This window comes from Paenibacillus sp. GCM10027629 (assembly GCF_042676425.1).
Lineage (GTDB): Bacteria > Bacillota > Bacilli > Paenibacillales > Paenibacillaceae > Paenibacillus_K > Paenibacillus_K terrigena.
Genome location: NZ_JBHTGZ010000003.1, coordinates 767,387 through 792,655, shown reverse-complemented (window position 1 = coordinate 792,655; position 25,269 = coordinate 767,387). Strand labels below are relative to the sequence as shown.

Genomic DNA, 25,269 nt, shown 5'->3' with positions numbered 1-25,269 from the left:
ACTTATCTTACCCAAAATAAAAGAAGATGTCAAGGCATAAACCTTAACATCTTCAGAAAATTATCTAATCGGCAAAACATAGAGCAAAATCGCGAAGAAATGCGCCGCAGATCCTGCGAGTACGAACAGATGCCAGATCGCATGATGATACGGAAAGCCGCGCCATACATAGAAGATCGTTCCTAGTGTATATAAGATCCCACCTACGATCAGAAGGACAATCCCTCCGGTAGGCAGTGTCTCGACCAAAGGATTCCAAGCGAGAACAATTAACCAGCCCATCGCGATATAGAACAACGTAGAAAGGAACAGGAACTTCTTCGTAAAGAAGGCCTTAAATACCACACCTGAAATCGCAATGCCCCATATAATCCCGAACAACGTCCAGCCTAAGCTTCCTCGTACTATGACGAACAAAAACGGTGTATAGGTTCCTGCAATGAACAAGTAAATCGAGGCATGATCGAAAATCTCGAACAGATCCTTGACCTTACCCTCCGGAAAACTATGCACGAGTGTCGACGAAGCATAGAGCAGCATCATCGTGATGCCGTAGATCGTAAAGCTCACGACATGCCACGCGGTACCAAAGAGGCTTGAAAAAGCGATTAATAGCGCTAAAGCCGCAATACTTAGAAATGCTCCTATCCCGTGCGTAATGGCATTCGCTACTTCTTCCCGTCTGGAGTACGTGTAAGTATCTGCCATACTGCACTTCCTTTCAAAATTTGTTTGGTTCAATATACGCCGAATGGGCGAGTAGTGACAGTGAGATAATTAACCCTGCTGCTCTTCTTCCGCACCTTCGGCTGCTTCCGCCTCTTGAATTAGACCAGCGAACAGCGCATGAACGAATTGCTCTGAATCGAATTCTTGCAGATCGTCCATCTTCTCTCCGAGACCAATATATTTCACAGGCAGATTCAGTTCTTGACGGATTGCAATCACGATCCCGCCTTTGGCTGTTCCATCGAGCTTCGTCAGAACAAGACCTGTCACGCCGCTCTTCTCACCGAATAGCTTCGCTTGGCTAAGCGCATTCTGACCTGTTGTCGCATCGAGTACCATCAAAACTTCGTGCGGCGCACCTGGAATTTCACGCTGAATAACACGGTAAATTTTATTCAATTCATCCATGAGGTTGGATTTGTTCTGCAGACGACCCGCCGTATCACAGAGCAATACGTCAACATTACGCTGTTTCGCGGCTTGAACCGCATCGAACATGACCGCCGCAGGGTCAGCACCGGATTGCTGCTTGATCACATCCACGCCTACGCGCTGCCCCCATACCTCAAGCTGTTCAATCGCACCGGCACGGAATGTGTCGCCTGCTGCGAGAAGAACTTTCTTGCCTTGCTGCTTGAAGCGATGCGCGAGCTTACCGATTGTCGTCGTTTTCCCTACACCATTAACACCCACGAACAGAATAACAGTAATCCCGTCCGGATTCATCTTGATACTAACATTCTCATCGCTGCGTAGAAGCCCAATCAGTTTCTCCGAGAGAACAGGCTGCAATTCCGCAGCATCTTCAATTTTACGTTGACGCACTTCGCGACGCAGGTCATCAATCAATTTCATAACCGTATTCACGCCTACGTCCGCACCAATAAGAATTTCTTCTAGCTCTTCATAGAATTCCTCGTCGATTTTCTTACGACGTGTAATGAGGTCCTGTACCTTCTCCACAAGCGCTGTACGCGTCTTGCTTAAGCCGTCCTTGAACACGTTGGTAACCGCTTCGGTTTTCTTAGAAATGCTCTCTTTTAACTTTTTAAAAAAGCTCATGGTACCCCTCCATACGAATTAACAAGTTGCTACTTAGGCGGTTAGATTCAACTAAGCGATGACCGCATCGTCATCTTCCAATTTAACCGATACAAGCTTCGATACGCCGCCTTCTTCCATTGTAACACCATATAGTACATCTGCCTCTTCCATCGTTCCTTTTCGATGGGTTACAACAATAAATTGTGTCTGTTCTGAGAACTCACGTAAATATTGTGCAAATCGCGTTACATTCGCTTCGTCGAGTGCCGCTTCAACCTCATCGAGCACGCAGAATGGAACAGGCTTGACCTGCAAGATCGCGAACAATAAGGCCATTGCCGTTAATGCCCGCTCACCACCTGATAGCAGTTGCAAGTTCTGAAGCTTCTTCCCAGGTGGCTGTGCCACGATATCGATCCCTGTGTCCAAGATGCGGTCTGGATCGATCAAGACAAGATCTGCACGACCGCCGCCGAATAACTTCGAGAACACGATAACGAATTCCTTGCGAATCGCATCGAAGGTTGCTCGGAACCGTCTACCCATTTCATCATCCATCTCCCGGATGACCTCGTAGAGTGTAGTCTTCGCTTCGATCAAGTCATCCTTCTGCTCATTCAAGAACGTAAACCGCTCATTCACACGCTCGAATTCCTCGATCGCACCGAGATTGACATCTCCCAACGCCGAGATCTGACGTTTCAGATCGCGAACCTCTTGCTGTGTTCCAAGCACGTCCTCAGGTACCGGATATCGATGCTTCGCCAGCTCAAAGCTAAGTTCATATTCCTCACTTAACTTCTTAAGAATGTTATCGAGCTCCACATCCAGACGATTCACTTGAATCTCCGTATGACGCAGTTGCTCTTCTACGTTTCGAAGGGCTGTACGCTGCTCCTTGGTCTCACTCTCTTCAAGCTCTAGCTTCCGGACCCATTCTGCGCGATCTGCGCGTTTGAAGTCGATCTGCTCAGCAGTTTTTTCCTTCTGGATCTTGTAGTGGTTCAAATCTTCAACTTGCTTCACGCGTTCACGATCATAGACTTCATAATCCTTCTGGATCTGCTCGAGAGATTGCTTCGCCCCTGCCAGATCACGGACATACGTCGCTTTCTCTTCACGAACACGTCTAAGCTGTTCTTGCAAGGAGAATTTCTCCTGATCCCACTTCCCGGCTTGAACCTTTAGATCTGTTAGCTGGGATTGCAATTCTTCCTTCGCCGATTCGTTCATCTTCCGCATCGACTCTGCTGCTTGAATCTCCTGTTGGATGCGAGCTTCATCAACTTGATAAGCTTCAAGCTTACGAACAGCAACCTCGCGCCCGCTCACGAATTCATTCGATTCCTTCGCATAGCCGTCGCCTTCTTGCGTAATCAGCGAAAGCTGCTCATTCACATGACGTGATTCATGCTCAAGCTGCTTCTGCTCGGCTTGAAGACGCTGCTCTTCCATTCTCTTGCTGTCGCGCTGTTCACGCAGTTTCTCCAGGCTCTGCTGCAAAGCATTGCTCTCTTGTTTCATATCCTTGACGCCCGCCTGCAACTTCATAAGCTGTGCTTCGGTCTGCTTAATATCTGCTTCTAATTGTTCAATCTGACGATTTCGACTCAAGAGGCTTGTGTTCTTCTTGTGCACACTACCCCCGGTCATGGAACCGCCGGCATTCACAACATCCCCTTCTAGGGTAACGACGCGGAATCGATATTGGCATTTCGCCGCAATCTTATTCGCCTGTTCGAGGGTCTCTGAGATCACGACGTTCCCAAGAAGACTCCCGATCATATCGCTATATTTGCGGTCGAACTGTACCAGATCGACCCCGATGCCGACGAAGCCCTCGGCATTACTCAGCAGCTTGCGATCACTGTCCGATAATGTGCGCGGCCGAATGACATTGAGCGGCAAGAACGTAGCCCGTCCCAATTGACGGCGCTTCAAGAAGCCAATTGCTTCCCGAGCCAACGCTTCATTCTCCATGACGATGTGCTGCATCGATGCCCCAAGTGCGGTCTCCATGGCAGTCTCCACCTTCTCAGGGACGGTGATCAACTCTGCAATAGCACCATGAACCCCATGCAAAGATCCATTTCGGGAAGCCTTCAGCACTTCTTTGACCCCGATCATGAACCCGTCATAATCGTCCTGAAGCTCCTTCATCGTGTCCCGGCGCGATACAAGGGCATCCAGCTTCTGCTCCCATCGGCGAGCCGTCGACTGTGCCTCATCCAATAAATGCTGTACCTCACGCAGACGATCGCTCTCTGCTATAAATTGATTACGTAGCGATTCAACAAGCTCAGCCGTCTCCACTAGCTTCTGTTCAATGGCGCGCATAGACTCATCGTACTGTGTCTTCTGCTCTTTCAGCTTCGCTTCCTCATCACCCATACGTTCCAAACGACGTCCAAGTGTCTCACTCTGCTGATCGATGTAGCGAATTTCGTTCCGCAGCTGGGCCATCTGATTCATCACATCAAGGAGTTGACCTTTTAAGCTCTCCTCGGTATCAATGCTCGCCCCGCCCGTAACGCCAATGAGGCGCGATTCTTCCTCTGTGAGCCTTGCTTTAAGATCTGCCTGCTGTGCTTCGATTTCATCGAGCTTCACTTTACAGGTACTCTCCTCAATCTCCTTCTCCTGCATCCGACGCTCATGCATTTCCAGTGACTGGGTCAGCTGCCCTTCATTGTGTTTCAAGTTTTTGTGACGCTCTTTCAAGACCTCGCCATAGCCTTCGCATTTCTCGAACTCTTCACTATATGAGAGCAGCGCTTGTTGAAGACCTTCGAGTTCTTCCTCTAGCTTGCGCATTTCAACTCGGTGCTTCTCAAGTCCTGCATCATGCTGACTCACGACCGTCGAGAGCTCTAGCTGTTCCTGCTGCAGCTTCGTCATCTTCGCATTCGCTTCCTGCCAAGATTGATGAATCTGTTCAATTTGATAGACATACATCGAAATTTCTTTGGACTTCAATTGACTTCGAAATTCTTTGTATTGAATCGCCTTCGTCGATTGTTCCCGTAAAGGTTCAATCTGATCCTCAAGCTCGCTCACTAAGTCATGAATACGCAGCAAGTTCTGCTCCGTCTCATCAAGTTTGCGCTGGGCTTCACGTTTACGCGATTTATACTTCACAATTCCTGACGCTTCCTCAAAAATCCCGCGGCGATCCTCTGACCGCGTACTTAATATCTCCTCAATACGTCCTTGTCCAATAATCGAGTAAGCTTCCTTCCCGATCCCTGTATCCATGAACAACTCCGTAATATCTTTCAATCTACATGCTTGCTTGTTGATCAAATATTCGCTCTCGCCGCTGCGATGAACGCGACGGGTAACCGTCACCTCATTGAAATCGAGCGGCAGCGCTTGATCTGTATTGTCGAGCGTCAAAGATACTTCCCCGTAGTTCACGGCCTTCCGCGCATCACTGCCTGCGAAAATAATATCTTCCATCTTCCCACCGCGGAGGCTCTTCGCGCTCTGTTCGCCCAGCACCCACCGGATCCCGTCTGAAATGTTACTCTTACCGCTCCCATTAGGCCCGACGACCGCTGTAATCCCTTGGACGAACTCGAGTTCAGTTTTGTCTGCGAAAGATTTAAACCCTTGCAGTTCAATCCGTTTCAAGAACATCGTTCATCATTCACCTCATTTGAAAAGGTTGTACACTTGTTTGTTCACAAAGAAGAGCAAAAGGAGCGAACGTGGACCCGTAAAAGGCTTACGCCTCGCTGCTCTTTTGCTCTTGCTCCTACCTATGACTCCTACGACTTCGGAATAACAATGCGTTCGAGCGCCTGAGCAGCAGCCTGCTGCTCTGCTTCTTTCTTCGAACGCCCTGTTCCGCGGCCCAAACATTCTTCCCCCATATGCACTTCCGAGACAAACTCTCGTTCATGCGCCGGGCCTCGTTCTTCGACGATCCGATACTCGAGCAGCCCCATATTGTGCTGCTGCGTAAACTCTTGAAGACGCGTCTTAAAATCATTAATCTGCATCTTGCCCTCTTGCGACACTTGGGAGAACACATACTTCGTCAGAAAGGATCGTACGACTTCTAGACCTTGATCGAGATATAACGCGCCAATAAATGACTCGAATACATCTGCGAGCAGTGCTGGACGCATCCGTCCACCTGTTAGCTCTTCCCCTTTGCCTAGCAGAACATATTGCCCGAACTGCAAGGCTTCCGCAAATTTCACGAGTGAAGGCTCACATACGATCGCTGCACGCAACTTCGTAAGCTCCCCTTCGGGTCTGTTCGGATGGGCCTCAAATAAAAACTCCGATACGGTTAATTCCAACACGGCATCCCCGAGAAACTCGAGGCGCTCATTATCCTGATGCTGACCGAAGCGATGTTCATTGACATATGATGCATGTGTAAACGCCTGCTTCAGCAGCTGCCGATTTTTGAAATGGATATTTAAACTTTGTTGTAAATGCCTTAAGTCCGCACTCAAAAGGATGGCTCCTTACGCTTCGTATTTCTTCAGCACAATGGTCGCGTTATGACCGCCAAAGCCGAAGGAATTCGACATCACCACATGTAAATCCGCTTTACGCGGTACATTCGGTACATAATCGAGATCACACTCAGGATCTTGATTGTCCAAATTGATGGTTGGTGCAATAACGCCATGTTCTAAAGATAGACCGCAGATTACCGCTTCAACGCCGCCTGCAGCGCCGAGCAAGTGACCTGTCATTGACTTGGTTGAACTTACGGCAACTTTATAAGCATGATCGCCTAGAGCGAGCTTAATTGCTGTCGTCTCTGATTTATCACCGACCGGAGTCGATGTGCCATGCGCATTAATATAATCAACGACTTCTGGCGTAATGCCAGCATCTTGGATCGCTTTGGTCATACAACGAGCAGCACCCGTCGGATCTGGCTCTGTCATGTGATGCGCATCACCGCTCATACCATAGCCGATTACCTCCGCATAGATATGTGCGCCGCGCTTCTGTGCGTGCTCGAGAGATTCAAGAACAAGAACACCTGCGCCTTCTCCCATAACGAATCCGTCACGATCTGTATCGAATGGACGGCTTGCTTTCTCTGGCTCTTCATTACGTGTTGACATCGCACGCATTGCGCAGAACCCAGCCATACCTGTTGGACGAATTGTCGCTTCTGCACCACCACAGACCATCACATCAGCGTCACCACGTTGAATGGTACGGAATGAATCACCGATTGAATGTGTCCCTGTCGCACAAGCCGTTACTGTCGTGCTATTCGGACCTTTTGCGCCAAGAATCATGGAGACTTGTCCTGACCCCATATTCGCGATCATCATCGGAATGAAGAAGGGGCTAACCCGTTTAGGTCCTTTCTCAAGCAGCTTATTGTGCTCATCTTCCCAAGTTCCTAGGCCACCGATTCCGGAGCCGACCATCACGCCAACACGCTCTGGGTCTGTATCTTCCTGAATATTTAATTTCGCATCGGCAACAGCTTTCAGGCTGGCTGCAACAGCGAATTGTACGAAGCGATCCATACGGCGAGCTTCTTTCTTATCCATGTAATCATCCGGATTGAAGTCTTTAATGGATGCTGCAATTCGTGTCGGGTATTCACTTACATCAAAAGCCTCGATGTTGGATACGCCGGATTTCCCTTCCATCAGGTTATTCCAGAATGTATTCAAATCCGAACCTAAGGATGTAACAACACTCATTCCTGTAATAACAACTCTTTGCTTCAAACACAATCACCTCTATATATAGACTGCAACATTTGCATTTATCATAATGACAATAATTCTGTGGAACCTTTAGTTATGCGTGTAGAATGAATAATGTGGAGAAGTCCCGTTGAACCAACGGGACTCAATCGATTTAGGTATGAGATTGTATGTACTTCACAACTTCACCAACAGTAGTGATTTTCTCTGCATCTTCATCAGAGATTTCCAAATCGAACTCATCTTCCAATTCCATCACTAATTCAACGACATCGAGAGAATCAGCGCCAAGGTCATCTTTAAAAGATGCTTCAAGTGTCACTTCTGCCTCGTCAACGCCTAAACGATCGATAACGATTCGTTTTACGCGATCCAATACTTCGGACATCCGGTTCACCTCCTCATTTGGTATTATACGAGAATCTTAACTAAATTACCATACAATAGACCAGTAAAATTCCCATGTGGTGCAAAATGCCAGCTGTACCATTTAACTACATGTACATGCCGCCGTCAACATGGAGGGTCTGGCCTGTCATATATGCTGCATCATCGGACGCTAAGAAGCGAACCGCCTTCGCGATCTCTTCCGGTTGTCCAAGACGTGTGAGAGGGATCTGCCCCAGCATTTGCGTGCGCAGTTCTTCGGACAGCTTGTCTGTCATATCTGTCTCGATGAAGCCTGGCGCAACACAGTTGACCGTAATGCCACGAGACGCGAGTTCGCGTGCAGAAGCTTTGGTAAGCCCAATGACGCCTGCTTTGGCAGCCACATAGTTCGCTTGACCTGGATTACCCAGCACACCAACAACGGAAGAAATGTTAATAATGCGGCCGGAACGCTGCTTCATCATTGGACGTGTCACAGCCTTCACGCAATTGAATACGCCTTTCAAGTTGGTCTCAATGACCGCGTCGAATTCGTCTTCTTTCATCCGCATAATTAAATTATCTCGCGTAATACCGGCATTATTCACCAATATATCGACATGGCCAAACACCTCAAGCGTTTGTTTCACCAACGCTTCAGCCTCATCGCTCTTCCCGACGTTGGCTTGTACAGCAATCGCTTTGCGACCAAGCGCCGTGATCACTTCAACAACCTCTTCAGCAGCGCCCTGGCTCCCGGCATAGTTCACGACGACGTCAGCCCCGGCTTGCGCCAATTCCATCGCAATTGCACGGCCAATCCCACGGGATGCACCTGTTACAACGGCCACTTTTCCATCTAATGCATTCGTCAACGTACGAACACCTCCTATACATCATTCACAACTCTTGCTTTCCTTAGTCGAAATCGCCTCTTAAAGTCTGTGTTCAAAAGTTAGCTTTTCAGCACAACGCAAGATTCGATGTCGATTTCGCTTCATGAAACACTTCGTGATCAAAAGATGACTTTTGAACTACCATTTAAGCCAGAAGTTCTCCTTCGAGCGCCTCAAGACTATTCACGGACACGATGCGCACACCCTTATCGATCTTCTTGATCAGGCCTGCAAGAACCGAGCCAGAACCAATCTCAATAAATGTGTCCACACCCTGATCGATCAAATAGCGCACGCTATCTTCCCATAGCACAGGAGAATAGACCTGCTCTACAAGCAACTTGCGGATCTCTTCCGCTTGAGTCACAGACTGTGCAGTCACGTTCGCAATTACAGGCACGGCTGCATCCTTCATCGCAACGCTTGCGAGAGTATCGCCTAGCTTCGCAGCTGCTGGCTTCATCAGCGAGGAATGGAACGGACCACTTACCTCGAGCGGAAGTACACGCTTCGCTCCAGCTTCTTTACCGCGAGCAACGATTCCATCTACGCCTTCCTTGCTGCCGGATACGACGATCTGCCCTGGGCAGTTCACATTCGCAAGCTCAACAACACCCGTGTCGGCGGACACCGAAACACAAAGTGCAGCTAACGCATCACGTTCGAGCCCAAGAACAGCAGCCATCGCGCCTTGACCATTCGGCACAGCTTCTTCCATGTATTGTCCGCGTGCACGCACAATGGCTACAGCATCATCAAAAGATAATACGCCCGCAACAACAAGCGCGCTATACTCCCCTAAGCTATGCCCAGCTACGAAATCCGGTGTAATACCCTTCGATTTCAACGCTTCATAATAAGCCACACTCGTTGTGAGCAGTGCCGGCTGTGTATTTACAGTTTTCTTAAGCTCTGTATCGGGTCCTTCGAAAATTAGCTCCGTCAAAGGAAAGCCCAGCACTTCGTCTGCGCGATCATACACGCTGCGTGCTGATTCAACGGAATCATATGCGTCTTTTCCCATACCAACCGCTTGTGCGCCTTGACCTGGAAATACAAATGCAATTTTAGACAAAGTAATGCTCCTTCCATAGATCAATCAAGAAAAAAAGTATGAATGATTACCAAACGATAACAGATGCGCCCCAAGTTAACCCGCCACCAAAACCAACAAGAACGATGCAATCGCCCTCTTTAATCCGGCCTTCTTCATCTGCCTCCGCAAGGGCAAGAGGAATCGATGCTGCAGACGTATTCGCATACTTCGGCAGATTGATCATACATTTCTCTTCCGGCAGATTCAGACGGTTCACGGATGCTTGAATAATACGGATATTGGCTTGATGCGGGATCAATAGATCAATATCCTCTTTGGTAAGTTTCGCTTTCGCGAGCGCTTCTTCCGCTGCATTCCCCATCGTACGAACCGCGAATTTGAACACTTCACTTCCAGCCATGTGGATGTAATGGCTCTTTCCTTCGATCGATTCCATCGATGCTGGCATGCGCGATCCGCCGCCGCTAAGCTTAAGCAGTTCGCCGCCTGAACCATCCGCACCAAGTTCGAACGATTTGAAGCCACGACCTTCTGGAACAACACCAAGTACAACTGCACCTGCCCCGTCTCCGAACAGAATGCATGTATTACGGTCTGTGTAGTCTGTAATCCGAGATAGACATTCCGCACCGATTACAAGCGCCTTCTTGTACATGCCTGTTGCAATGAAATTGTTCGCTGTCGCTAGACCATAAATAAAACCGGAACAAGCTGCCGACAAGTCAAAAGCTGCCGCCTTCTTCGCACCGAGCTTATCTTGAAGAATGCAAGCGGTTGACGGGAACATCGTATCCGGCGTAATCGTCGAGACAATAATGAGATCAATTTCGTCTGCTGTTACACCAGCCTTCTCCATCGCTGCGAGTGCCGCGTGGTAAGCAAGATCCGAGGTTGCTTGATCTTCCGCCGCAATACGGCGTTCTTTCATCCCCGTGCGCGTAACGATCCATTCGTCATTCGTTTCTACCATTTTCTCTAAATCTGCATTCGTGAGAATACGTTCCGGTACATACTTGCCTGTTCCCAAAATCCCAACTGGATGTAAATTCATTTCTACAACACTCACTTCCTGCTGATTTCCATGGAAATCGTCTGAATTAATTGACTCTGAATCGCGATTCTTGCCTGACGAACGGCGTTCTTCACCGCATTCGCATCCGAAGATCCGTGCGCCTTAATCACTAATCCGTTCAGTCCGAGCAGCGGCGCTCCGCCGTGTTCTTTGTAATCCATCGTCTTCTTAAGCCCTTTAAGTCCTGGCATCATAATCGCTGCCGCGAGCTTCGTCCATAGGTTCTTCGTGAATTCCTTCTTCAGTACAGACATAAGTGAACCTGCCGTACCCTCCATTGTCTTGAGCAGAATGTTCCCGACAAATCCGTCGCATACCAACACATCGCAATTGCGTTCCAAAACATCGCGAGACTCAACATTGCCGACGAATTGAATCGGTGCCTCTTCGAGAAGTGGATAAGTCGCCTTGGTAAGCTCATTCCCCTTCATGGCTTCCGTTCCAACGTTCAAGAGACCTACACGCGGCTTCGTCATCCCATGAACCTTCGTCCGATAAATGCTCGCCATCACCGCATATTGTACCAAATGTTCCGGCTTCGCATCCATGTTCGCACCTAAATCCAACGCTAACACGCCGACTTCATCCATCGTTGGCAGCATCGGCGCAAGTGCTGGACGTTCGATTCCATCCATACGCCCAACAACCAGTAATCCGGTCGTCATGAGCGCACCCGTGTTCCCTGCGGAAATCATGGCATCGGCTTGTCCTTCTTTCACAAGACGTCCAGCGACAACCATAGATGAGTCCTTCTTGCGGCGAACCGCCTTTACAGGTTCATCCTCAGGTCCAATTACTTCAGTACAATGATGTATATGTAGATTACTCGGTCTTTCCTTAAGGAGCGGTTCAATAATCGCTGCGTCTCCAACGAGTATGACATCGATATCATTCCACGTCTGAGCTGCTGCCACTGCGCCTTCTACATTCGAAGCAGGAGCATGATCCCCACCCATCGCATCAATGGCGATCTTCATTCCTCGTTCCCTCCTTCGATGTTCGACTCATTCTTGGTTCGATATATGATAAAGTTTCCTTGAAACACCATTTCTTCACCTACGTAGGAGAACACTTCAACCTTAGCTTTGCCCTTCTGACCGGAAATCGAGCGAACATAAGCCTTAGCGATACATTTCTCTTCCAGATGCACCGAGCGGATAAATCGGATATCTGCGGATGCAGTCAACGCGATTTCTTCGTTAATGACGGCTACCGCCAGAGAGTTCGCTTGCGCGAATATATGATGTCCACGTGCAATCTTCGTCCGCGAGAAGACATGTTCTGGGCGAATCTCGAATATCGAGATGCCGCTGCGGTCGAGCTGCAGGTCGACAATATCCCCAATGACTTCATGCAGGGGCAAGGAGCGAACTTGGTCGTAGGAGCGTTCTGCCATCATCTTGAGGCGTTCCCGAAGCTCCGGGATGGCTAGTTCCATCCGATCCAAGCGAATCGTCTGTATGCTAACTTTCAGCTGGCGGGTCAGCTCTTGATCCGTCACGAACGGATTCTCTTCGATGATCTTTACTAGCATCTGCTGCCGCTGTCTTTTCGGTAATCGTTCGATAGGTACCTACCGCCTTTCATACTGATTCCATTCTTATTAGAACCAGGTACTAGGTTATAGTATAGTGAATCGGCGCTGAAAAAGAAAGCTTTTGTACAAAAAAAATAGCACTTCATCGTGAGATGAAGCACTATTACCTCGAAACTTATGTTATTGCTTGATGATTTCTCTTGCTTTGTAAGTTCCGCAAACTTTGCAAACGTGGTGAGCAAGTTTCAACTCTCCGCATTGTTCACATTTTACCATTCCAGGTACCGCCAATTTAAAGTGAGTACGACGTTTGTCACGACGTGTTTTGGACGTTCTTCTTTGAGGTACTGCCATGTGTTCCCACCTCCTTACCAAAATTACACTGCTGTTTCTTCCGATAGCTAATGTGCGCTCTTAGGTTAATCTTGTTTAAAGAAATCTTTGAGCGCAGCGAGCCGCGGATCAATCTTCTCATTCGAACAACCGCAGGGATTCTCATTACGATTAACCCCACAGGTTGGACACAAGCCTTGGCAATCTTCATCACATAACGGAGCATACGGAAGATTCATATACATTTCTTCTTCCACATACGGTGCGAGATCGACCCTCTCCTCAGAGACGAATTCGAAATCTTCATTCTCTTCGGCTTCCTCAGGAGATTCCGCTAGCTTGAACCGCTCATGAAACGGAATGACGTAGCTCTTCGCGAACGGAGTCAGGCAACGTGAACACTGAAGCTTCAGCTCTGCGTTTAACTCCCCTCGCACATCAATCACGCCGCCCATCTCAGGCCTTACCATAAGTTCAACCTTCACCGGGCTGATATATGTAATATCAGGTCGCCCTTCGATGACACGGTTCATATCGATGGATTGATCAAAGGTTATTGTCGTATCTTTTGACATGAGCTCACGAATATTAAAGTTCATATACATCACTCCAAACAGACAAAAATTATTATATCGATTTTACTAGGGATTTGTCAACATGTTATAGTTAGATAAAAGCTTGTCCAAAAGAATCTATCGCCTGCTAGAAGCGTGAATTTCTGCTATCTCATCAGGTTTTTTCATGAAAATATATCACGGATTCGAAAGGATGAAAACAGGTGAAAACTGTCGGCATCATCGTAGAATATAATCCGATGCATAACGGCCATCTCTATCATTTGGAGCAATCCAAATGGAAAGCTGAGGCTGACGCGGTCATCGCCGTCATGAGCGGACATTATTTGCAGCGAGGCGAACCGGCCATTGTCGACAAATGGGCGCGGGCCGAAATGGCCCTCGCCATGGGCGTCGACGTCGTCATCGAGCTGCCGGCGGCGTATGCGGTGCAGCCCGCCGAGTGGTTTGCCTTCGGCGCGGTCGGCCTGCTGGACGCGACGGGCGTCTGCGACGCCCTGTGCTTCGGCAGCGAGCATGGCGAGCTGGCGCTGCTCATGCAGCTCGCGCAGCTGCTGCATCGCGAGCCCGCGGGGCTCGGTGACGCGCTGCGAGCCGAGCTGCGCCAAGGCGCGAGCTACCCGGCCGCGTTCGCGGCAGCGGCCGGGAAAAGCGCCGCAGCTGCGCTCGCGGGCGGCGGCAAGGGCGCCATCGCAGACGACTGCGATGCGGAGGCGCTCGCCGCGATCTTGAAGCAGCCCAACAATTCGTTAGGGCTGCACTATCTCATGGCTCTGCTGCGCCTGCAGAGCCCTATCAAGCCCTTGACGGTCGCCCGCCGCGCAGCGGGCTACCACGAGCCGCGCATCACTGATGCGCATATCGCGAGCGCGACGGCCCTGCGCCGCCTGCTCGCGGAAGGCGGCGGCGACCTCGCGCCGCTCGCGCCCTACGTGCCGCCAAGCACGCTGCAAATTCTGCAGCGCGAGTGGCTTGCCGGGCGCGGCCCGGTCACATGGGAGGCATTCGCCGCTCCCTTGTTCCACACCTTGCTGCAGCAGGACGCTGCAGCACTCGCAGCGCATCACGAGGTGACCGAAGGGCTCGAGCAGCGAATCCTGCAAGCGCTGCCCGCCCTGCCTGCGCTCACCATCGAAGCGCTGCTCGATCAGCTCAAGACCAGACGCTATACGCGAGCGAAGCTGCAGCGGACCCTAACGCACTTGCTATTAAATCATAGCAAGACCCAGCTTGCGCCGGATCAACTGCGTGACGGATTATCCTACATCCGTGTCCTCGGCTTCTCAACGCAAGGGCAAGCCTTACTCAAACGAATGAAGAAGAGCGCCAAGCTGCCCATCATTACGAATGTACCAGATACGGAGAAGATGGAGCACCCCTTCTTGGCATTGGATATTCGAGCGACGAGCATTTATGCCACGGCTTTCCGAGACCAAGTGAACGCTGCGCGTATGCTCTTCCGTGATTATTACGAACCACCCATCCGCTATCCCAGATAAGCGTGGGTGGTTCGATTTTTCCTAACGCATTTATTTCGTTTTATCAGGCAACGCCTTCAAATAATTCAGCGCATCATCAACCGTATCGACTTTGACGAGCTTCATATTCGTCTTGATCGTATCGTATTTTTTCTTGGCCTCATCATAATTTTTAGCAGGTGCGAAGAAAATATCCGCGTGTTCGCGATCAGCAGCAACAATTTTATGCGGAATCCCGCCAATTGGACCTACAGTACCATCGGGACTCATTGTACCTGTCCCCGCTATCCGGTAACCTTTACTCAAATCACCAGGTGTCAATTGGTTCACAAGCTCCAAGGTGAACATCAGCCCGGCAGATGGACCGCCAATATTCTCAACTTTGAATTGAATCTCCTTGTCGCTGCCCCGCGGCACGACTTTCTGTTCAATCCCGAAATTCACACCCATCCCAGGACGAGAATTTCCCTTTGCGTCCTTCAGTTCAATCAATTCAACCGTTACATCCGTTTCTTTGTTGTTCCGAAGTACTTTCCCCTTAAGAACATCGCCAACTTTTTTAGATTGAAGGAGGGTAATGAGCTCATCATACTGCTTGAACTTCTTTCCATCAAGGCTTAATAGCTGGTCTCCTGTCTGGAAATCATTTTTTGTCTCGAGCTGCGGATTATTATAGATAATAACTAATTTATCCATGATGACATCAAACGGTATTTTGGCATGCAGATAAGCTGCCGCCATGGCATTGGTCTGAGAATTGCTCATATTGAATAATTGTTCTGTTGTATATTCTTGCTGCGTTCTGCCGCCCAGATTTTCCTTGGACAGCTGCTCATTCTTATCGAAGACACTCGCCAGCATTAACGCGACATTCGCTTTTTTGCGGAGAACGGTCGTGAGCATGAACGTACCCTTCTCTTCCGGGTCGCCATTCTTCACCGTCACCAGTGGTTTAATCTCATCAGCACTTCCTGGTTCATAAATCACATAAGGTGTCGGCATGAAGACCAGTACATACACCGCTACAATCAGTGCAAAAAAATACGTGACAAACTTTACACTACTGCTTCTCGTTGCTCGTCTATTCGAATCCATTTACTATCGTCCTTTCCATTCCCTTCACTCTTCTTAGCCCTTGGAACGCTTTCTTCTAGTCTAAATGCTCGTCTCTTCGCGTAGACATGTACTATTCTTGTTTATGCGTGGAGAGGTGGAACTTATGTTGTATGGTCAAAATATTCGTACAAGTCCCTGGATGACGCTGCTCTTCAGTTTTGGGGCAATTCTCCTGGTATTCTGCATCGTGCTCTACCCTGATCAAGCTTTCAAAGCATCACTCCAAGGACTCTCCGTGTGGTGGAAGCTCATCTTTCCTGCACTGCTTCCTTTTCTGGTTATATCCGAAATCATGATGGCCTACGGCTTCGCTCATGGACTTGGAGTCCTGCTCGACCCTGTGATGCGAAGAATTTTCGGGATTCCCGGCGTCGGTGGATGGGCACTAGCGCTTGGTTGGACAGCTGGCTTTCCTGCAGGCGCAGAAGCGACAGCCAAGCTGCGCAAGATGCAAGTTCTTCAGAAGCATGAGGCTAATCGGCTCCTAGCCCTATCGCATGTAAGCAATCCAATCCTCATCATCGTCGTCATTGGCGTAGGATTTCTCCAACAGCCTCATGCGGGTATAGCTCTCGCTATATTTCACTGGGCCTCCGCACTCTTAACCGGATTTATTCTCTATGGCATTTCACCAAGAAGCACACATCCGGCTGAAAAATCAGGGACTTCTTCAGAAGTGTCCGATGTATTTACAGCCCCATTTACGACGCGAGAACGTGAGGGTAACTCGAATACTTCCGACTTAGCATCCCCAAATAGCCAAGCGCCTAAGCGGCGTTGGCAGCAGATTCTCGAAGCCATGGAGCAAGCACATCAGGCCGATGGACGTACTTTCGGAAGACTGCTCGGCGATGCGGTGACTTCTGCGGTGCAGACCCTCATGATGGTCGGCGGATACATGATGATTTTCTCCATCGTCGCACAAATCGTACAGCTCCTGTTCCCGATGAACATCGCTCTCTATTGGGTCCAAGGATTTTTGGAGCTGCATCTCGGCGCCTATGGGATAAGTACAGCTGACTTAACCTCCAACTTAATGCAAATGGCCATTCTTAGCGGCATTCTCGCCTGGAGCGGTATCAGCGCACATTTGCAAGTCCGCAGTAAGACGCAATCCACGGATATGAGCTACATCTACTTTATCTTATCGCGATTACTACATTGCATCGTAGCTGTACTTATCACTTTGGCATGTTGGAATCCATTGCAGCTGCTCTTGGGACGAATTGCCCCGAGTTTCCTTCCCGTTTGGAGTGCGCAAGACAAGAGTCATTCGCTTGATTGGTTCAAGCTGATGAATGATTTTAACGCATGGTATGTACTTCCTATTCTATTCGTCAGTATTCTCGGTATCATCATGCTGCTCTCAGGATTGATGACATTCATTCGACATCGAACTTCACCCTAAAAGATCATCGACAGCTTACATATCGCGATACTTCAATCGAAGCGCTTGTTCTACTTCAGGGCTGACCAGATCATTCACTGAACCCTGGAAGCGAGCAATCTCTTTGACAATGCTGGAGCTGAGATACGAATACTTCGGGTTGGTCATCATAAAGATCGTCTCAATCGATGAATCCAGCTTATTGTTCGTAGACGCCATTTGTAGTTCATATTCAAAATCCGTTACGGAACGAATGCCACGAACAATGACATCCGCTTGACGCGATTTCACGAAGTTCACCGTCAAATCCCGGAAACTATCCACTTCAACATTCGGCAAATGTTGTGTCGCTTCACGAATCATATCCATTCGTTCTTGTACCGTAAATAACGGATTTTTGCTTAGATTATTCAGCACACCTACAATTAACGTGTCAAACTGCCTCGCTGCTCGTTCAATAATATCCATATGCCCTTGGGTAATGGGATCGAAGCTGCCTGGATAAACAGCGACTCTCGGTGCTCTTGGGCTTTGTTCATTCATGCTTGTTCCTCCTTCTCATACCGATAGATCGTGACGGTCGTCTCACCGTAATTCGCTACTCGAATCTGCCTAAAATCGCCAATTTGTTCTGGATAAGTATGGCTGGCGTCATGTTCTACCATCACGGTTGCATCCTCCTGCACCAGACCCCGCTGTGCCAAATCAAGCATCATCTCGTCGACGTTCGTCATTTTATAAGGCGGGTCGAGGAAAATCAGATCAAATCCTTTCGCCCGCTTCTCGAGCGCTTTAATTGCCCGCATCGCATCATTGCGATAAACTTCCGCTTGGCTCTCCAGCTTCACGGTCTTCAGATTCTGCTTAATCACCTCGATGCTCTTCGGATCCATATCCACGAAAATGGCACTTTCCGCACCTCGGCTAAGCGCTTCAATGCCAAGTCCACCTGTTCCCGCGAACAGATCGAGAACATACTCGCCATCAAAATACGGACCGATCATACTGAATATCGCTTCTTTTACTTTATCTGTCGTCGGCCTTGTCCCCATACCAGGGACAGCTTTTAATGAACGGCCTCTTGCCGATCCTGAAATCACTCTCATTGTAAGTCTCACCCATTCTAAATTTCCTCCACTGACTTTTTTCATCGTACCACATTTTCCGCTATGTTGAAAAATAAACCTACAGTCGTATCAGATTGCCGCCACGAATTTTCTTTTTTCGAAAAGCGATGTATAAATCTGCTCAGACGGGCAATCCTTAAGTTATCGACATCATCGAATGTCGTAGACAACCGCGGAGAAGACTTACGTTTCCCCATAAGCTCTTCGTCCGGTTTCTCCTCTCCCATGATGGGGCTCTCGAAAGAGGGCCCCAGAAAAAAGCCTTTGTGAAATAATTATTCACGAAGGCTTTTTTCTGTATCAAAATAAAAAAACTCCCCTTTAATAAAGGAGAGCTTTCCAAATGACTCAAATCAGTGCAATCGCAAGTAATGTAAATAAGCTTAGCGTTAGAATCTCATCCCCGAAGCCAAAGCCACCAAAGCCAAAGCCCGATGTCCGGACACCTCTTATCTCATCTCTTCTTAGGTGGACATGGTTTCGATCCACTTTAACAATCGTACCTTCATGCCAGATCCCATCCGATGTTAATAAACGTACACGTCTGTTCACGCACCGAAGACAACCAAAATAAGCCTCCATCCTCAACCACTCCTTTCTATTTCCTATAGTGGCATCATATGAAGATAGGATAGGAGCCGTAACGGCGAGTTGATAGGGTGGATTGGCCTTCTTTTCTACCAATTCATGCGATAAATCGGCTTGTTCTCAATGACCCGAATCGGTTTGGTCCAAGGTTCTGTCTCTGGTGTCGTAGCGAGTACATCTTCTACCGCTTGGAGTTTCGCATCCAGCTGATCGATATAATGAAGGGCAACCGCTTCAGGAAGCTGCGGCTGTACCGGGCTTCCCCATTCTCCTAGATTATGATGCGATAAGACCAAATGTTGGAGTGCGACAACAATCTCATCGGTTAATGGGATGTGCAAGTGAATTGCCGCTTCGGTAATCCACCCGTAGGCAATGGCGAGATGCCCTAGCAATTTCCCAGATACGCTATAATCCGAGACAATCCCGAGCTCAGCGATCATCTCTTCGGGCTTAGCAATATCGTGAAGAATAATTCCCGCTTTGACGAGATCTGGGCGTAAGTAGGGTCTTTGCTTACATATAAATTCGCCTAGCTCCAGCATTCGATTCATATGATAGACAAGTCCCCCGAAATAGGCATGATGATTCGATTTGGCAGCCGGATAGTGTGGAAGCTTATCTTCGGTCTTCGCCACGCAGAATTCAACGATACGGCGGACCGTATCATGCTCAATACTTGCCGTCACGCGCTTGATTGTCTCTACTAGTTGTTCTGCAGGAACTGGTGCTGCCCGAATAAAATCGGTCAACTGGACGCCATCTTCTTCATTCACAAGTCTTATTTTCTCGATCTTAAATTGTAAGCGGTCATTATAGCTCTGTACGATACCCTTCACTTTTACGAGCTGCCTAGAGAAGAACGTTTCTTTATCCGTCTGCGTCGCATCCCAAAATTTCGCTGGAATATCGCCGCTCTGGTCGGAGAGAACCATATCGAAATAATCCTTCGCTGGGGTGGTGCGCGTCTGCTTCACTTCGGCTTCTTTTAATAGAAAATAATTAATAATTTCATCGCCAACGACCATATTTTTAATCATCTCGAAACAAAACTCCTCTTTTTTTATCTTATTTTAAGGTTCATCTCATCTTCTATTCATCTTTCACTTCTATACTAAGAACATAGCAAGAGAGCAACACCATAAGGAACGCCCCCCAACAACATTTATATAGATTGCTACGAGAAAGAAGCTCAGGTTATCCTGGGCTTCTTTCTTGTCTATCGATCCCCTGCAGGATCCTGCACCAGTGCAGCCAACTTCTTCGGTGCCGTCCGCAAATAAGCTTCTCGAATCAAATCTTCGATTTCATCCCAATCCGTGGGAGGCTCTATCTGCTGCGTCACCCATCCATGCTGACCAATATAGGGCGTTTTGAAAAACAAGCTGTCCACTTGACTGAGTAAAATCTCTTGTGTCGATTGACTTGTCCGAATCGAAAGCGAAACACCTTCCCTATCTTCCCCCATGATGATAAAAGGCTTGTCCTTCACACGAAGGGAGGTGTGCCCGAACCCATCGACGTGTTCTTCTACGAGTGGAAAAATGCTGCAAATGTCCCTAACATGCTGCAATGCTTGAATCGCATCCTCTGACGTCAGCTGTTGATGTTCGTATCCCATGGATGGCTCACCTCCGTTAACTTCCTCATTTGCTTTTCGCCTAAGATTCCCTTGTGGGTGAAATTAAAATATTCTAACAGCCGAACTTCGCCGGAAACTGCTGGATCATACCTCGCGTAAAGTGATCTGCCATGTCCAGTATCTGTTGTTCCATTTTATCATACGTGGCAATACTTTGTTCATATTGTTGGTTCAATTGTTGAACTGCTTCATCCTTCACAAAGCCTAAATGGTCGTGCAACATCTTTCTAAACGCTGTTTCATTCCAGTATGGATTGATCGAGCTTAGAAATGTAGCAATCTCATCCGCATTTTTATACCATTTCGCTTCGATTTCCGCTGCTTTTGTCGCTTCTCCTGCTTTGGCCGCCTTCACCAAATCCGCTGCAAGCACGAGATGATCCGTTAACAGTTGCTTAAACTGGTTCGCAGCCTCTTCGCCATAATACGGTTCGAGTATAGCTGCCGTGTCTGCTGGATTACGAAGCAGACGATTCACCGTAGCCGCCTCATCCGGCGTTCCAGCTGCAATGGTCATAATCGTCATACGCGTCCAAGCGCCATGCTGCTCCCAGACCAACCGCCAGAGATTGTTCAGATCAACTCCGGCTCGGGTCCAGCAGTCGGCTGGTTTGGCAGCTTTTTTGTTAGACCAGCGCATGTCTTCAGGAGTACTCATATAGGGATGATAGAACGTCGGTGCAACAGGATATGGATAAGGACATGGATAAGGATAGGAATATAGTTGTGGAACAGGCTGAACATAATAGGGTTGATACGGAACTCGATACATCTGGATTCCTCCTACATATAGACATTTACCCAGCATCTTATGTTGGAGTGAAGTGATTCGCAACTTGTTTATTTGCGTTTTTTCCAATATTCCCATGCTTCAATATACACTTCGAAATCTTGCGGATGATGCAAAATACAGGTCGCGATCCGGAAGTACAGCCCAATGATTACTTCACTCTTCAGATCGCGTCCATGCGTGAACATTGGATCCATCCTTTCAACTGCCAGCTGAATCGTATCCGCATCCAATTGGTCAGGCGATGAACAAAACGCATAGATCAAATCGTATAGAGGTTCACCTATCGTAGGAATGGGATCAATCACACCCGTTAACTGACCCTGCTGGAACAGAAAATTATGTACCCCACAGTCACCGTGCAGTAAATATTGTAATGCTTGATCTTGGGTCGAGTGAATAAGCTGCTGAGCGAGCTTATGGTCAGCACTGGATAAACGTGTATCAATTGTCTCATGTGCCCATTGATATCGAAGCATTAAGAATTCCTTCCATGATGCCGAAGGCTCATCCGCATAACCAAAATCGCTCGAGTCTACCATGGGTATTGATCGATTGATCACCTCACGGACTAATGTCTGAAGAGTTTCAGCTTTCCGATCCCTTGGATATTCCGTCTCACCGGGTTGATAGGTATAGACAAAATATCGATAATCTGCATCAATATAGACCACCCGGGCGAATAGCGGATTGCCTTTGTGGGCTCGAAGATAAGAAGACTCGAACTGGACTGTCTTCGGGTCATTGATTTTGACCACAAGCATGGGTACACCGTCTGAGATTAGCGCATAGACCGTACTCACCGTCCCTCCGCTAAGCGCTTTCCAGGTATTGATATGAGGGGCAATAACCCCTTGTTCTCGTAGTTCGAGCATGATTTCTTCTATTTGCATGTTCTGTAGCCTCTTTTTCAAGAAAATATATTCTCAGGGACGACCCACACCCTTCCTGCAACACTTTCATATACTAGCGTATCATCAGTTTATGAAAGGGGGCACCCATATGACTATGTCGGCTAATTATCAAAAAAGCTTACAATATATGAATAGATACGTTCAAGTCACAACAAGACAAGGGATGACATATCAAGGAAAAATTGTGAAAGTTAGCGGTAATAAAGTCTACCTCCAAATGGATCAACGCGATCGTGACAAAAAGGTACACATCTCCTTCTTCCCTTTCATTATACCTCTCGTACTCTTTGACTTGCTTGCGATAGTACTTATCACTGAGAGACGAAGATTCTTCTGCTAGTAGTAGACCGCTTAACACAAAGTCCTCCTCAATGCGATCATCGAGGAGGACTTGTTATTTGGAAACGGACATTATTTCGAGAATTGCCCGATCAGCTCCAACACGCGATTCACAGCCTCATTTCTCTTGTATGCTCGCATATTTCCTGCAATCTCTTCCCTTCGATCATACAGCGTCATCACTTTGGTCAAGAAAGAATCGTCTGTCAGATCTTCTTCCATAAGCAGCTCACCATAACCCGCACGCTTGAACGACTCTGCATTTAGAATCTGATCACCCCTACTCGAGGCCCGCGGCAGTGGAATGAGCAGCATCGGCTTACCAAGTGCTAGAAATTCGAAGATGGAGTTAGAGCCTGCTCTGGTAATGACAATATCCGTCATGGCAAGCACGTCTGCAAGGTCTTCTTGAATATATTCGAACTGCAAGTATCTCGGATGCTCCGCTGCGGCGTCCACATGACCTTTTCCACAGATATGCACGATTTGAAATGTCTTCGTTAGTTCATGGATATTCTTACGCACGGCTTCATTAATTTTACGTGCACCTAGACTTCCACCCATGATCAGCAAGACAGGCAATTTCTTGTCAAAAAGAACTCGTGTCCGGCCTCGCTCCGCATTTCCCTGTAGAATCTCATCGCGGATGACCGCCCCAACGTGAATTGCTTTGGTACTCTGTATATGATCTAGGGTCTCTGGAAACGTAAGACAAATCTTATTCGCAAATGGAAGCGCAATTTTATTCGCAAGACCCGGTGTCATATCCGACTCATGAATAATGACAGGAACTTTATTGAGCCAAGCGCCGAGTACGACCGGAACGGAGACGAATCCGCCCTTGGAGAAGACGATATCTGGCCTCATATTGCGAATAAGACGGTAAGCCTCATACACCCCCTGAATGACACGGAAAGGATCTTTGAAATTCTCAAGTGCCATATAGCGGCGTAGCTTGCCTGTCGAAATGCCATGGTACTTCACATTCGGAAGGTTATGAATCAGTTGTGATTCAATGCCTTGCTTAGAACCCATATATTGAATATCCCAGCCCTGTGCTTGCAGCTTAGGAATCAAGGCCAAGTTCACGGTCACATGTCCGGCAGATCCGCCGCCTGTGAATAGTATCCGCTTATGTTGTGTCATCTCGCGATCACCCCAGATGTCATTAATATAACCGCTTCGTATAACTCTCTTGCAGCGACTTATCGACTTCATCAGCTGTAATCGAAGTCTGCGCATTCGCCGAGAGATGTGCCGCTAATAACTTCGAAGGAAGGTAGCTGTTCACTAAATCTGTCGGTCATCGTTCACTTAATGATATCGGTACAGAAGAGTCTGCTCACTCTGAAATGATCAACTCTACCTTCCCATGACTCGCATGAATGTGCGCACGCCCGCCAATCGGGAACGTGATCTGCGGCGTGGTATGCCCGAAGTTCACGTCGGCGATAACCGGGAGTTGTGCCAGTGCTTTTTTAGATGTTATGATCTGACGTAATAAATCTTGCGTCATTCTGGAGGCCTGCTGGAATCTTCCGATAACAATGGCCTGCACCCCTTCGAATCCCGGCTGATGAATGAGAGATTGCAGATCCCGATCGAAGGTCTGCGGTGAAGATTCCAGATCGTCTTCAATGAATAGAATTGAATTTGCTAAGCTCGGCATATAGGCTGTGCCTTGCAGTAGATTCAATGTGCATAGATTACCACCGATTATCGTTCCTTCGGCCTCTCCCGCTTGAATCACATATGGACCTTCATTCGGTATAAAATGCCGTTTCTCTTGATCAAGATACCATGCGTCGTCGCTCCAAGTATCTGAATGAAGGATCGAGATCATCTCGTCCTCCAACATCATTTTCCGAAAATAATCTGTCGTGTACTCCAATCCATGCAGCATCCCGAACGTCGAGAAATGTGGTCCGGAATAGGTGATTAATCCTGTCTTCGCATAAATCGTATTGCCTAGCGCCGTAATATCTGAATATCCGCACAGCCGTTTCGGATTTGATTGGATGATCGAGAAATCGATGTCACAAAGCAGCTGGTTAGTGTTATAGCCGCCAATCGTTGTTAGAATACCCGCTACCTTCGGGTCGAGGAAAGCTTGATGCAAATCTTCAATCCTTGCCTTGATAGAAGACGATACAAAGTCATCAACTTCCAGACAATGTTGTCCGAATGTGACGGTAAAACCTAATGCTTCAAGTCTCTGCTTCGCCAGCTCACGTTGATCCTCTGCGATCATCGCCATGCTTCGAGAAGGAGAAATAACCCGAATCTCATCTCCTGGTTGTAGTTTACGTGCTCTCATAGGCTCCTCCTGTCTTGTCGCTTCGTACTGACAATGAATTTATGTTTATGTATGATGAATAACCTTCGCTATTAAGTAAAGGCTACCACAACAAAAGGGACAATACTAATCACAAATACATACCTAACGCCTTCCATTTGTTCGTCCGCTCCGCCATCTATTCTTGTTTGGATCTGATGACTCTTAACTCCTGCCAGATCGCCCGCAAATACGCAATCACGAAGAAAAATCCTACGATTAAAATGATTTCCATCGGCTCA

The 25,269-nt window shown here is 48.1% G+C and carries 25 protein-coding genes and 1 pseudogene; 2 read left to right on the top strand and 24 right to left on the bottom strand.

Annotation, left to right across the window (positions count from 1 at the left end):
- Positions 1 to 60 precede the first annotated feature (60 nt).
- From trhA to ACFQZR_RS04125, 13 genes and pseudogenes are all read right to left on the bottom strand, one after another.
- Positions 61 to 708, bottom strand: coding sequence for a PAQR family membrane homeostasis protein TrhA (trhA, locus tag ACFQZR_RS04185; RefSeq protein ID WP_018757775.1), 648 nt, complete (start codon positions 706 to 708; stop codon positions 61 to 63).
- 69 nt (positions 709 to 777) lie between these two features.
- A complete protein-coding gene (ftsY, locus tag ACFQZR_RS04180) occupies positions 778 to 1,791 on the bottom strand; it encodes a signal recognition particle-docking protein FtsY (protein ID WP_018757774.1) in 1,014 nt (337 codons plus the stop codon).
- 51 nt (positions 1,792 to 1,842) lie between these two features.
- On the bottom strand, positions 1,843 to 5,412 hold the full coding sequence (gene smc / locus ACFQZR_RS04175) for a chromosome segregation protein SMC (RefSeq protein ID WP_379343131.1): 3,570 nt from the start codon (positions 5,410 to 5,412) through the stop codon (positions 1,843 to 1,845).
- 131 nt (positions 5,413 to 5,543) lie between these two features.
- Positions 5,544 to 6,242, bottom strand: a complete 699-nt coding sequence (gene rnc / locus ACFQZR_RS04170) for a ribonuclease III (protein WP_379343129.1) — start codon at positions 6,240 to 6,242, stop codon at positions 5,544 to 5,546.
- A gap of 12 nt (positions 6,243 to 6,254) precedes the next feature.
- The gene (gene fabF / locus ACFQZR_RS04165) at positions 6,255 to 7,493 is read right to left on the bottom strand and encodes a beta-ketoacyl-ACP synthase II (RefSeq protein ID WP_379343127.1); all 1,239 of its coding nucleotides are present in this window, start codon (positions 7,491 to 7,493) and stop codon (positions 6,255 to 6,257) included.
- Between the two features lie 133 nt (positions 7,494 to 7,626).
- Entirely contained in the window at positions 7,627 to 7,860 is a 234-nt protein-coding gene (locus ACFQZR_RS04160; RefSeq protein WP_018757770.1) for an acyl carrier protein, read from the bottom strand.
- A 106-nt stretch (positions 7,861 to 7,966) separates the two neighbouring features.
- Positions 7,967 to 8,716: a 3-oxoacyl-[acyl-carrier-protein] reductase gene (fabG, locus tag ACFQZR_RS04155; protein WP_379343125.1), complete on the bottom strand. Its 750-nt coding sequence runs from the start codon at positions 8,714 to 8,716 to the stop codon at positions 7,967 to 7,969.
- Between the two features lie 166 nt (positions 8,717 to 8,882).
- Positions 8,883 to 9,812: an ACP S-malonyltransferase gene (fabD, locus tag ACFQZR_RS04150; protein ID WP_379343123.1), complete on the bottom strand. Its 930-nt coding sequence runs from the start codon at positions 9,810 to 9,812 to the stop codon at positions 8,883 to 8,885.
- 46 nt (positions 9,813 to 9,858) lie between these two features.
- Entirely contained in the window at positions 9,859 to 10,845 is a 987-nt protein-coding gene (locus tag ACFQZR_RS04145; RefSeq protein WP_379343121.1) for a beta-ketoacyl-ACP synthase III, read from the bottom strand.
- A gap of 11 nt (positions 10,846 to 10,856) precedes the next feature.
- Positions 10,857 to 11,843, bottom strand: a complete 987-nt coding sequence (gene plsX / locus ACFQZR_RS04140) for a phosphate acyltransferase PlsX (RefSeq protein ID WP_018757766.1) — start codon at positions 11,841 to 11,843, stop codon at positions 10,857 to 10,859.
- Positions 11,827 to 12,400 (bottom strand): annotated as a pseudogene (fapR, locus tag ACFQZR_RS04135) (transcription factor FapR). The gene plsX and the pseudogene fapR overlap by 17 nt, the downstream one beginning before the upstream one ends.
- A 183-nt stretch (positions 12,401 to 12,583) precedes the next feature.
- The gene (gene rpmF, locus ACFQZR_RS04130) at positions 12,584 to 12,757 is read right to left on the bottom strand and encodes a 50S ribosomal protein L32 (RefSeq protein ID WP_026263995.1); all 174 of its coding nucleotides are present in this window, start codon (positions 12,755 to 12,757) and stop codon (positions 12,584 to 12,586) included.
- A 65-nt stretch (positions 12,758 to 12,822) separates the two neighbouring features.
- Positions 12,823 to 13,335: a YceD family protein gene (locus tag ACFQZR_RS04125; RefSeq protein WP_379343118.1), complete on the bottom strand. Its 513-nt coding sequence runs from the start codon at positions 13,333 to 13,335 to the stop codon at positions 12,823 to 12,825.
- A gap of 179 nt (positions 13,336 to 13,514) precedes the next feature.
- On the opposite strand from ACFQZR_RS04125, the gene ACFQZR_RS04120 reads away from it, so the two are divergent.
- Positions 13,515 to 14,810 carry a nucleotidyltransferase gene (locus tag ACFQZR_RS04120; protein ID WP_379343116.1) on the top strand — a complete coding sequence of 432 codons (1,296 nt, stop codon included), beginning with the start codon at positions 13,515 to 13,517 and terminating at the stop codon, positions 14,808 to 14,810.
- A 30-nt stretch (positions 14,811 to 14,840) separates the two neighbouring features.
- Here the strand turns inward: ACFQZR_RS04120 and ACFQZR_RS04115 are convergent, their stop codons facing one another.
- Positions 14,841 to 15,884, bottom strand: coding sequence for a YlbL family protein (locus ACFQZR_RS04115; RefSeq protein WP_379343114.1), 1,044 nt, complete (start codon positions 15,882 to 15,884; stop codon positions 14,841 to 14,843).
- Positions 15,885 to 16,008: 124 nt separating this feature from the next.
- Here ACFQZR_RS04115 and ACFQZR_RS04110 point away from each other — a divergent pair, with 124 nt between their 5' ends.
- Entirely contained in the window at positions 16,009 to 17,313 is a 1,305-nt protein-coding gene (locus tag ACFQZR_RS04110; RefSeq protein ID WP_379343112.1) for a nucleoside recognition domain-containing protein, read from the top strand.
- A gap of 15 nt (positions 17,314 to 17,328) precedes the next feature.
- Here ACFQZR_RS04110 and coaD read toward each other — a convergent pair whose 3' ends face one another.
- The 10 genes from coaD to ACFQZR_RS04060 form a co-directional block, all read right to left on the bottom strand.
- Positions 17,329 to 17,835 (bottom strand): pantetheine-phosphate adenylyltransferase, encoded by a 507-nt coding sequence (coaD, locus tag ACFQZR_RS04105; protein ID WP_379343110.1) that lies wholly within the window; start codon positions 17,833 to 17,835, stop codon positions 17,329 to 17,331.
- The gene (gene rsmD, locus ACFQZR_RS04100; protein WP_379343108.1) at positions 17,832 to 18,398 is read right to left on the bottom strand and encodes a 16S rRNA (guanine(966)-N(2))-methyltransferase RsmD; all 567 of its coding nucleotides are present in this window, start codon (positions 18,396 to 18,398) and stop codon (positions 17,832 to 17,834) included. The genes coaD and rsmD overlap by 4 nt, the downstream gene beginning before the upstream one ends.
- A gap of 369 nt (positions 18,399 to 18,767) precedes the next feature.
- The gene (locus tag ACFQZR_RS04095) at positions 18,768 to 19,001 is read right to left on the bottom strand and encodes a hypothetical protein (RefSeq protein ID WP_379343106.1); all 234 of its coding nucleotides are present in this window, start codon (positions 18,999 to 19,001) and stop codon (positions 18,768 to 18,770) included.
- Positions 19,002 to 19,096: 95 nt separating this feature from the next.
- Entirely contained in the window at positions 19,097 to 20,047 is a 951-nt protein-coding gene (locus tag ACFQZR_RS04090) for a 3'-5' exoribonuclease YhaM family protein (protein WP_379343104.1), read from the bottom strand.
- Positions 20,048 to 20,226: 179 nt separating this feature from the next.
- Positions 20,227 to 20,628 (bottom strand): MmcQ/YjbR family DNA-binding protein, encoded by a 402-nt coding sequence (locus ACFQZR_RS04085; protein ID WP_379343102.1) that lies wholly within the window; start codon positions 20,626 to 20,628, stop codon positions 20,227 to 20,229.
- A gap of 73 nt (positions 20,629 to 20,701) precedes the next feature.
- A complete protein-coding gene (locus ACFQZR_RS04080; RefSeq protein WP_379343100.1) occupies positions 20,702 to 21,421 on the bottom strand; it encodes a LysM peptidoglycan-binding domain-containing protein in 720 nt (239 codons plus the stop codon).
- Positions 21,422 to 21,489: 68 nt separating this feature from the next.
- A complete protein-coding gene (locus ACFQZR_RS04075; RefSeq protein WP_379343099.1) occupies positions 21,490 to 22,332 on the bottom strand; it encodes an aminoglycoside phosphotransferase family protein in 843 nt (280 codons plus the stop codon).
- 432 nt (positions 22,333 to 22,764) lie between these two features.
- Positions 22,765 to 23,838, bottom strand: coding sequence for an undecaprenyldiphospho-muramoylpentapeptide beta-N-acetylglucosaminyltransferase (locus ACFQZR_RS04070; RefSeq protein ID WP_379343097.1), 1,074 nt, complete (start codon positions 23,836 to 23,838; stop codon positions 22,765 to 22,767).
- A 22-nt stretch (positions 23,839 to 23,860) separates the two neighbouring features.
- On the bottom strand, positions 23,861 to 23,983 hold the full coding sequence (locus tag ACFQZR_RS04065; protein ID WP_379343095.1) for a hypothetical protein: 123 nt from the start codon (positions 23,981 to 23,983) through the stop codon (positions 23,861 to 23,863).
- 51 nt (positions 23,984 to 24,034) lie between these two features.
- Positions 24,035 to 25,009 carry a S66 family peptidase gene (locus ACFQZR_RS04060; RefSeq protein WP_379343093.1) on the bottom strand — a complete coding sequence of 325 codons (975 nt, stop codon included), beginning with the start codon at positions 25,007 to 25,009 and terminating at the stop codon, positions 24,035 to 24,037.
- Positions 25,010 to 25,269: the final 260 nt, after the last annotated feature.

Coding starts and splice junctions, on each gene's coding strand:
- ACFQZR_RS04125 (WP_379343118.1), bottom strand. CDS start 13,335: ATGAACTTTAATATTCGTGAGCTCATGTCAAAAGATACGACAATAACC.
- coaD (WP_379343110.1), bottom strand. CDS start 17,835: ATGAATGAACAAAGCCCAAGAGCACCGAGAGTCGCTGTTTATCCAGGC.
- ACFQZR_RS04145 (WP_379343121.1), bottom strand. CDS start 10,845: ATGAATTTACATCCAGTTGGGATTTTGGGAACAGGCAAGTATGTACCG.
- ftsY (WP_018757774.1), bottom strand. CDS start 1,791: ATGAGCTTTTTTAAAAAGTTAAAAGAGAGCATTTCTAAGAAAACCGAA.
- smc (WP_379343131.1), bottom strand. CDS start 5,412: ATGTTCTTGAAACGGATTGAACTGCAAGGGTTTAAATCTTTCGCAGAC.
- ACFQZR_RS04160 (WP_018757770.1), bottom strand. CDS start 7,860: ATGTCCGAAGTATTGGATCGCGTAAAACGAATCGTTATCGATCGTTTA.
- ACFQZR_RS04095 (WP_379343106.1), bottom strand. CDS start 19,001: ATGGAGGCTTATTTTGGTTGTCTTCGGTGCGTGAACAGACGTGTACGT.
- ACFQZR_RS04060 (WP_379343093.1), bottom strand. CDS start 25,009: ATGAGAGCACGTAAACTACAACCAGGAGATGAGATTCGGGTTATTTCT.
- ACFQZR_RS04070 (WP_379343097.1), bottom strand. CDS start 23,838: ATGACACAACATAAGCGGATACTATTCACAGGCGGCGGATCTGCCGGA.
- trhA (WP_018757775.1), bottom strand. CDS start 708: ATGGCAGATACTTACACGTACTCCAGACGGGAAGAAGTAGCGAATGCC.
- ACFQZR_RS04115 (WP_379343114.1), bottom strand. CDS start 15,884: ATGGATTCGAATAGACGAGCAACGAGAAGCAGTAGTGTAAAGTTTGTC.
- plsX (WP_018757766.1), bottom strand. CDS start 11,843: ATGAAGATCGCCATTGATGCGATGGGTGGGGATCATGCTCCTGCTTCG.
- ACFQZR_RS04090 (WP_379343104.1), bottom strand. CDS start 20,047: ATGATTAAAAATATGGTCGTTGGCGATGAAATTATTAATTATTTTCTA.
- ACFQZR_RS04085 (WP_379343102.1), bottom strand. CDS start 20,628: ATGGGATACGAACATCAACAGCTGACGTCAGAGGATGCGATTCAAGCA.
- ACFQZR_RS04075 (WP_379343099.1), bottom strand. CDS start 22,332: ATGCAAATAGAAGAAATCATGCTCGAACTACGAGAACAAGGGGTTATT.
- rpmF (WP_026263995.1), bottom strand. CDS start 12,757: ATGGCAGTACCTCAAAGAAGAACGTCCAAAACACGTCGTGACAAACGT.
- rsmD (WP_379343108.1), bottom strand. CDS start 18,398: ATGAGAGTGATTTCAGGATCGGCAAGAGGCCGTTCATTAAAAGCTGTC.
- ACFQZR_RS04110 (WP_379343112.1), top strand. CDS start 16,009: ATGTTGTATGGTCAAAATATTCGTACAAGTCCCTGGATGACGCTGCTC.
- ACFQZR_RS04080 (WP_379343100.1), bottom strand. CDS start 21,421: ATGTATCGAGTTCCGTATCAACCCTATTATGTTCAGCCTGTTCCACAA.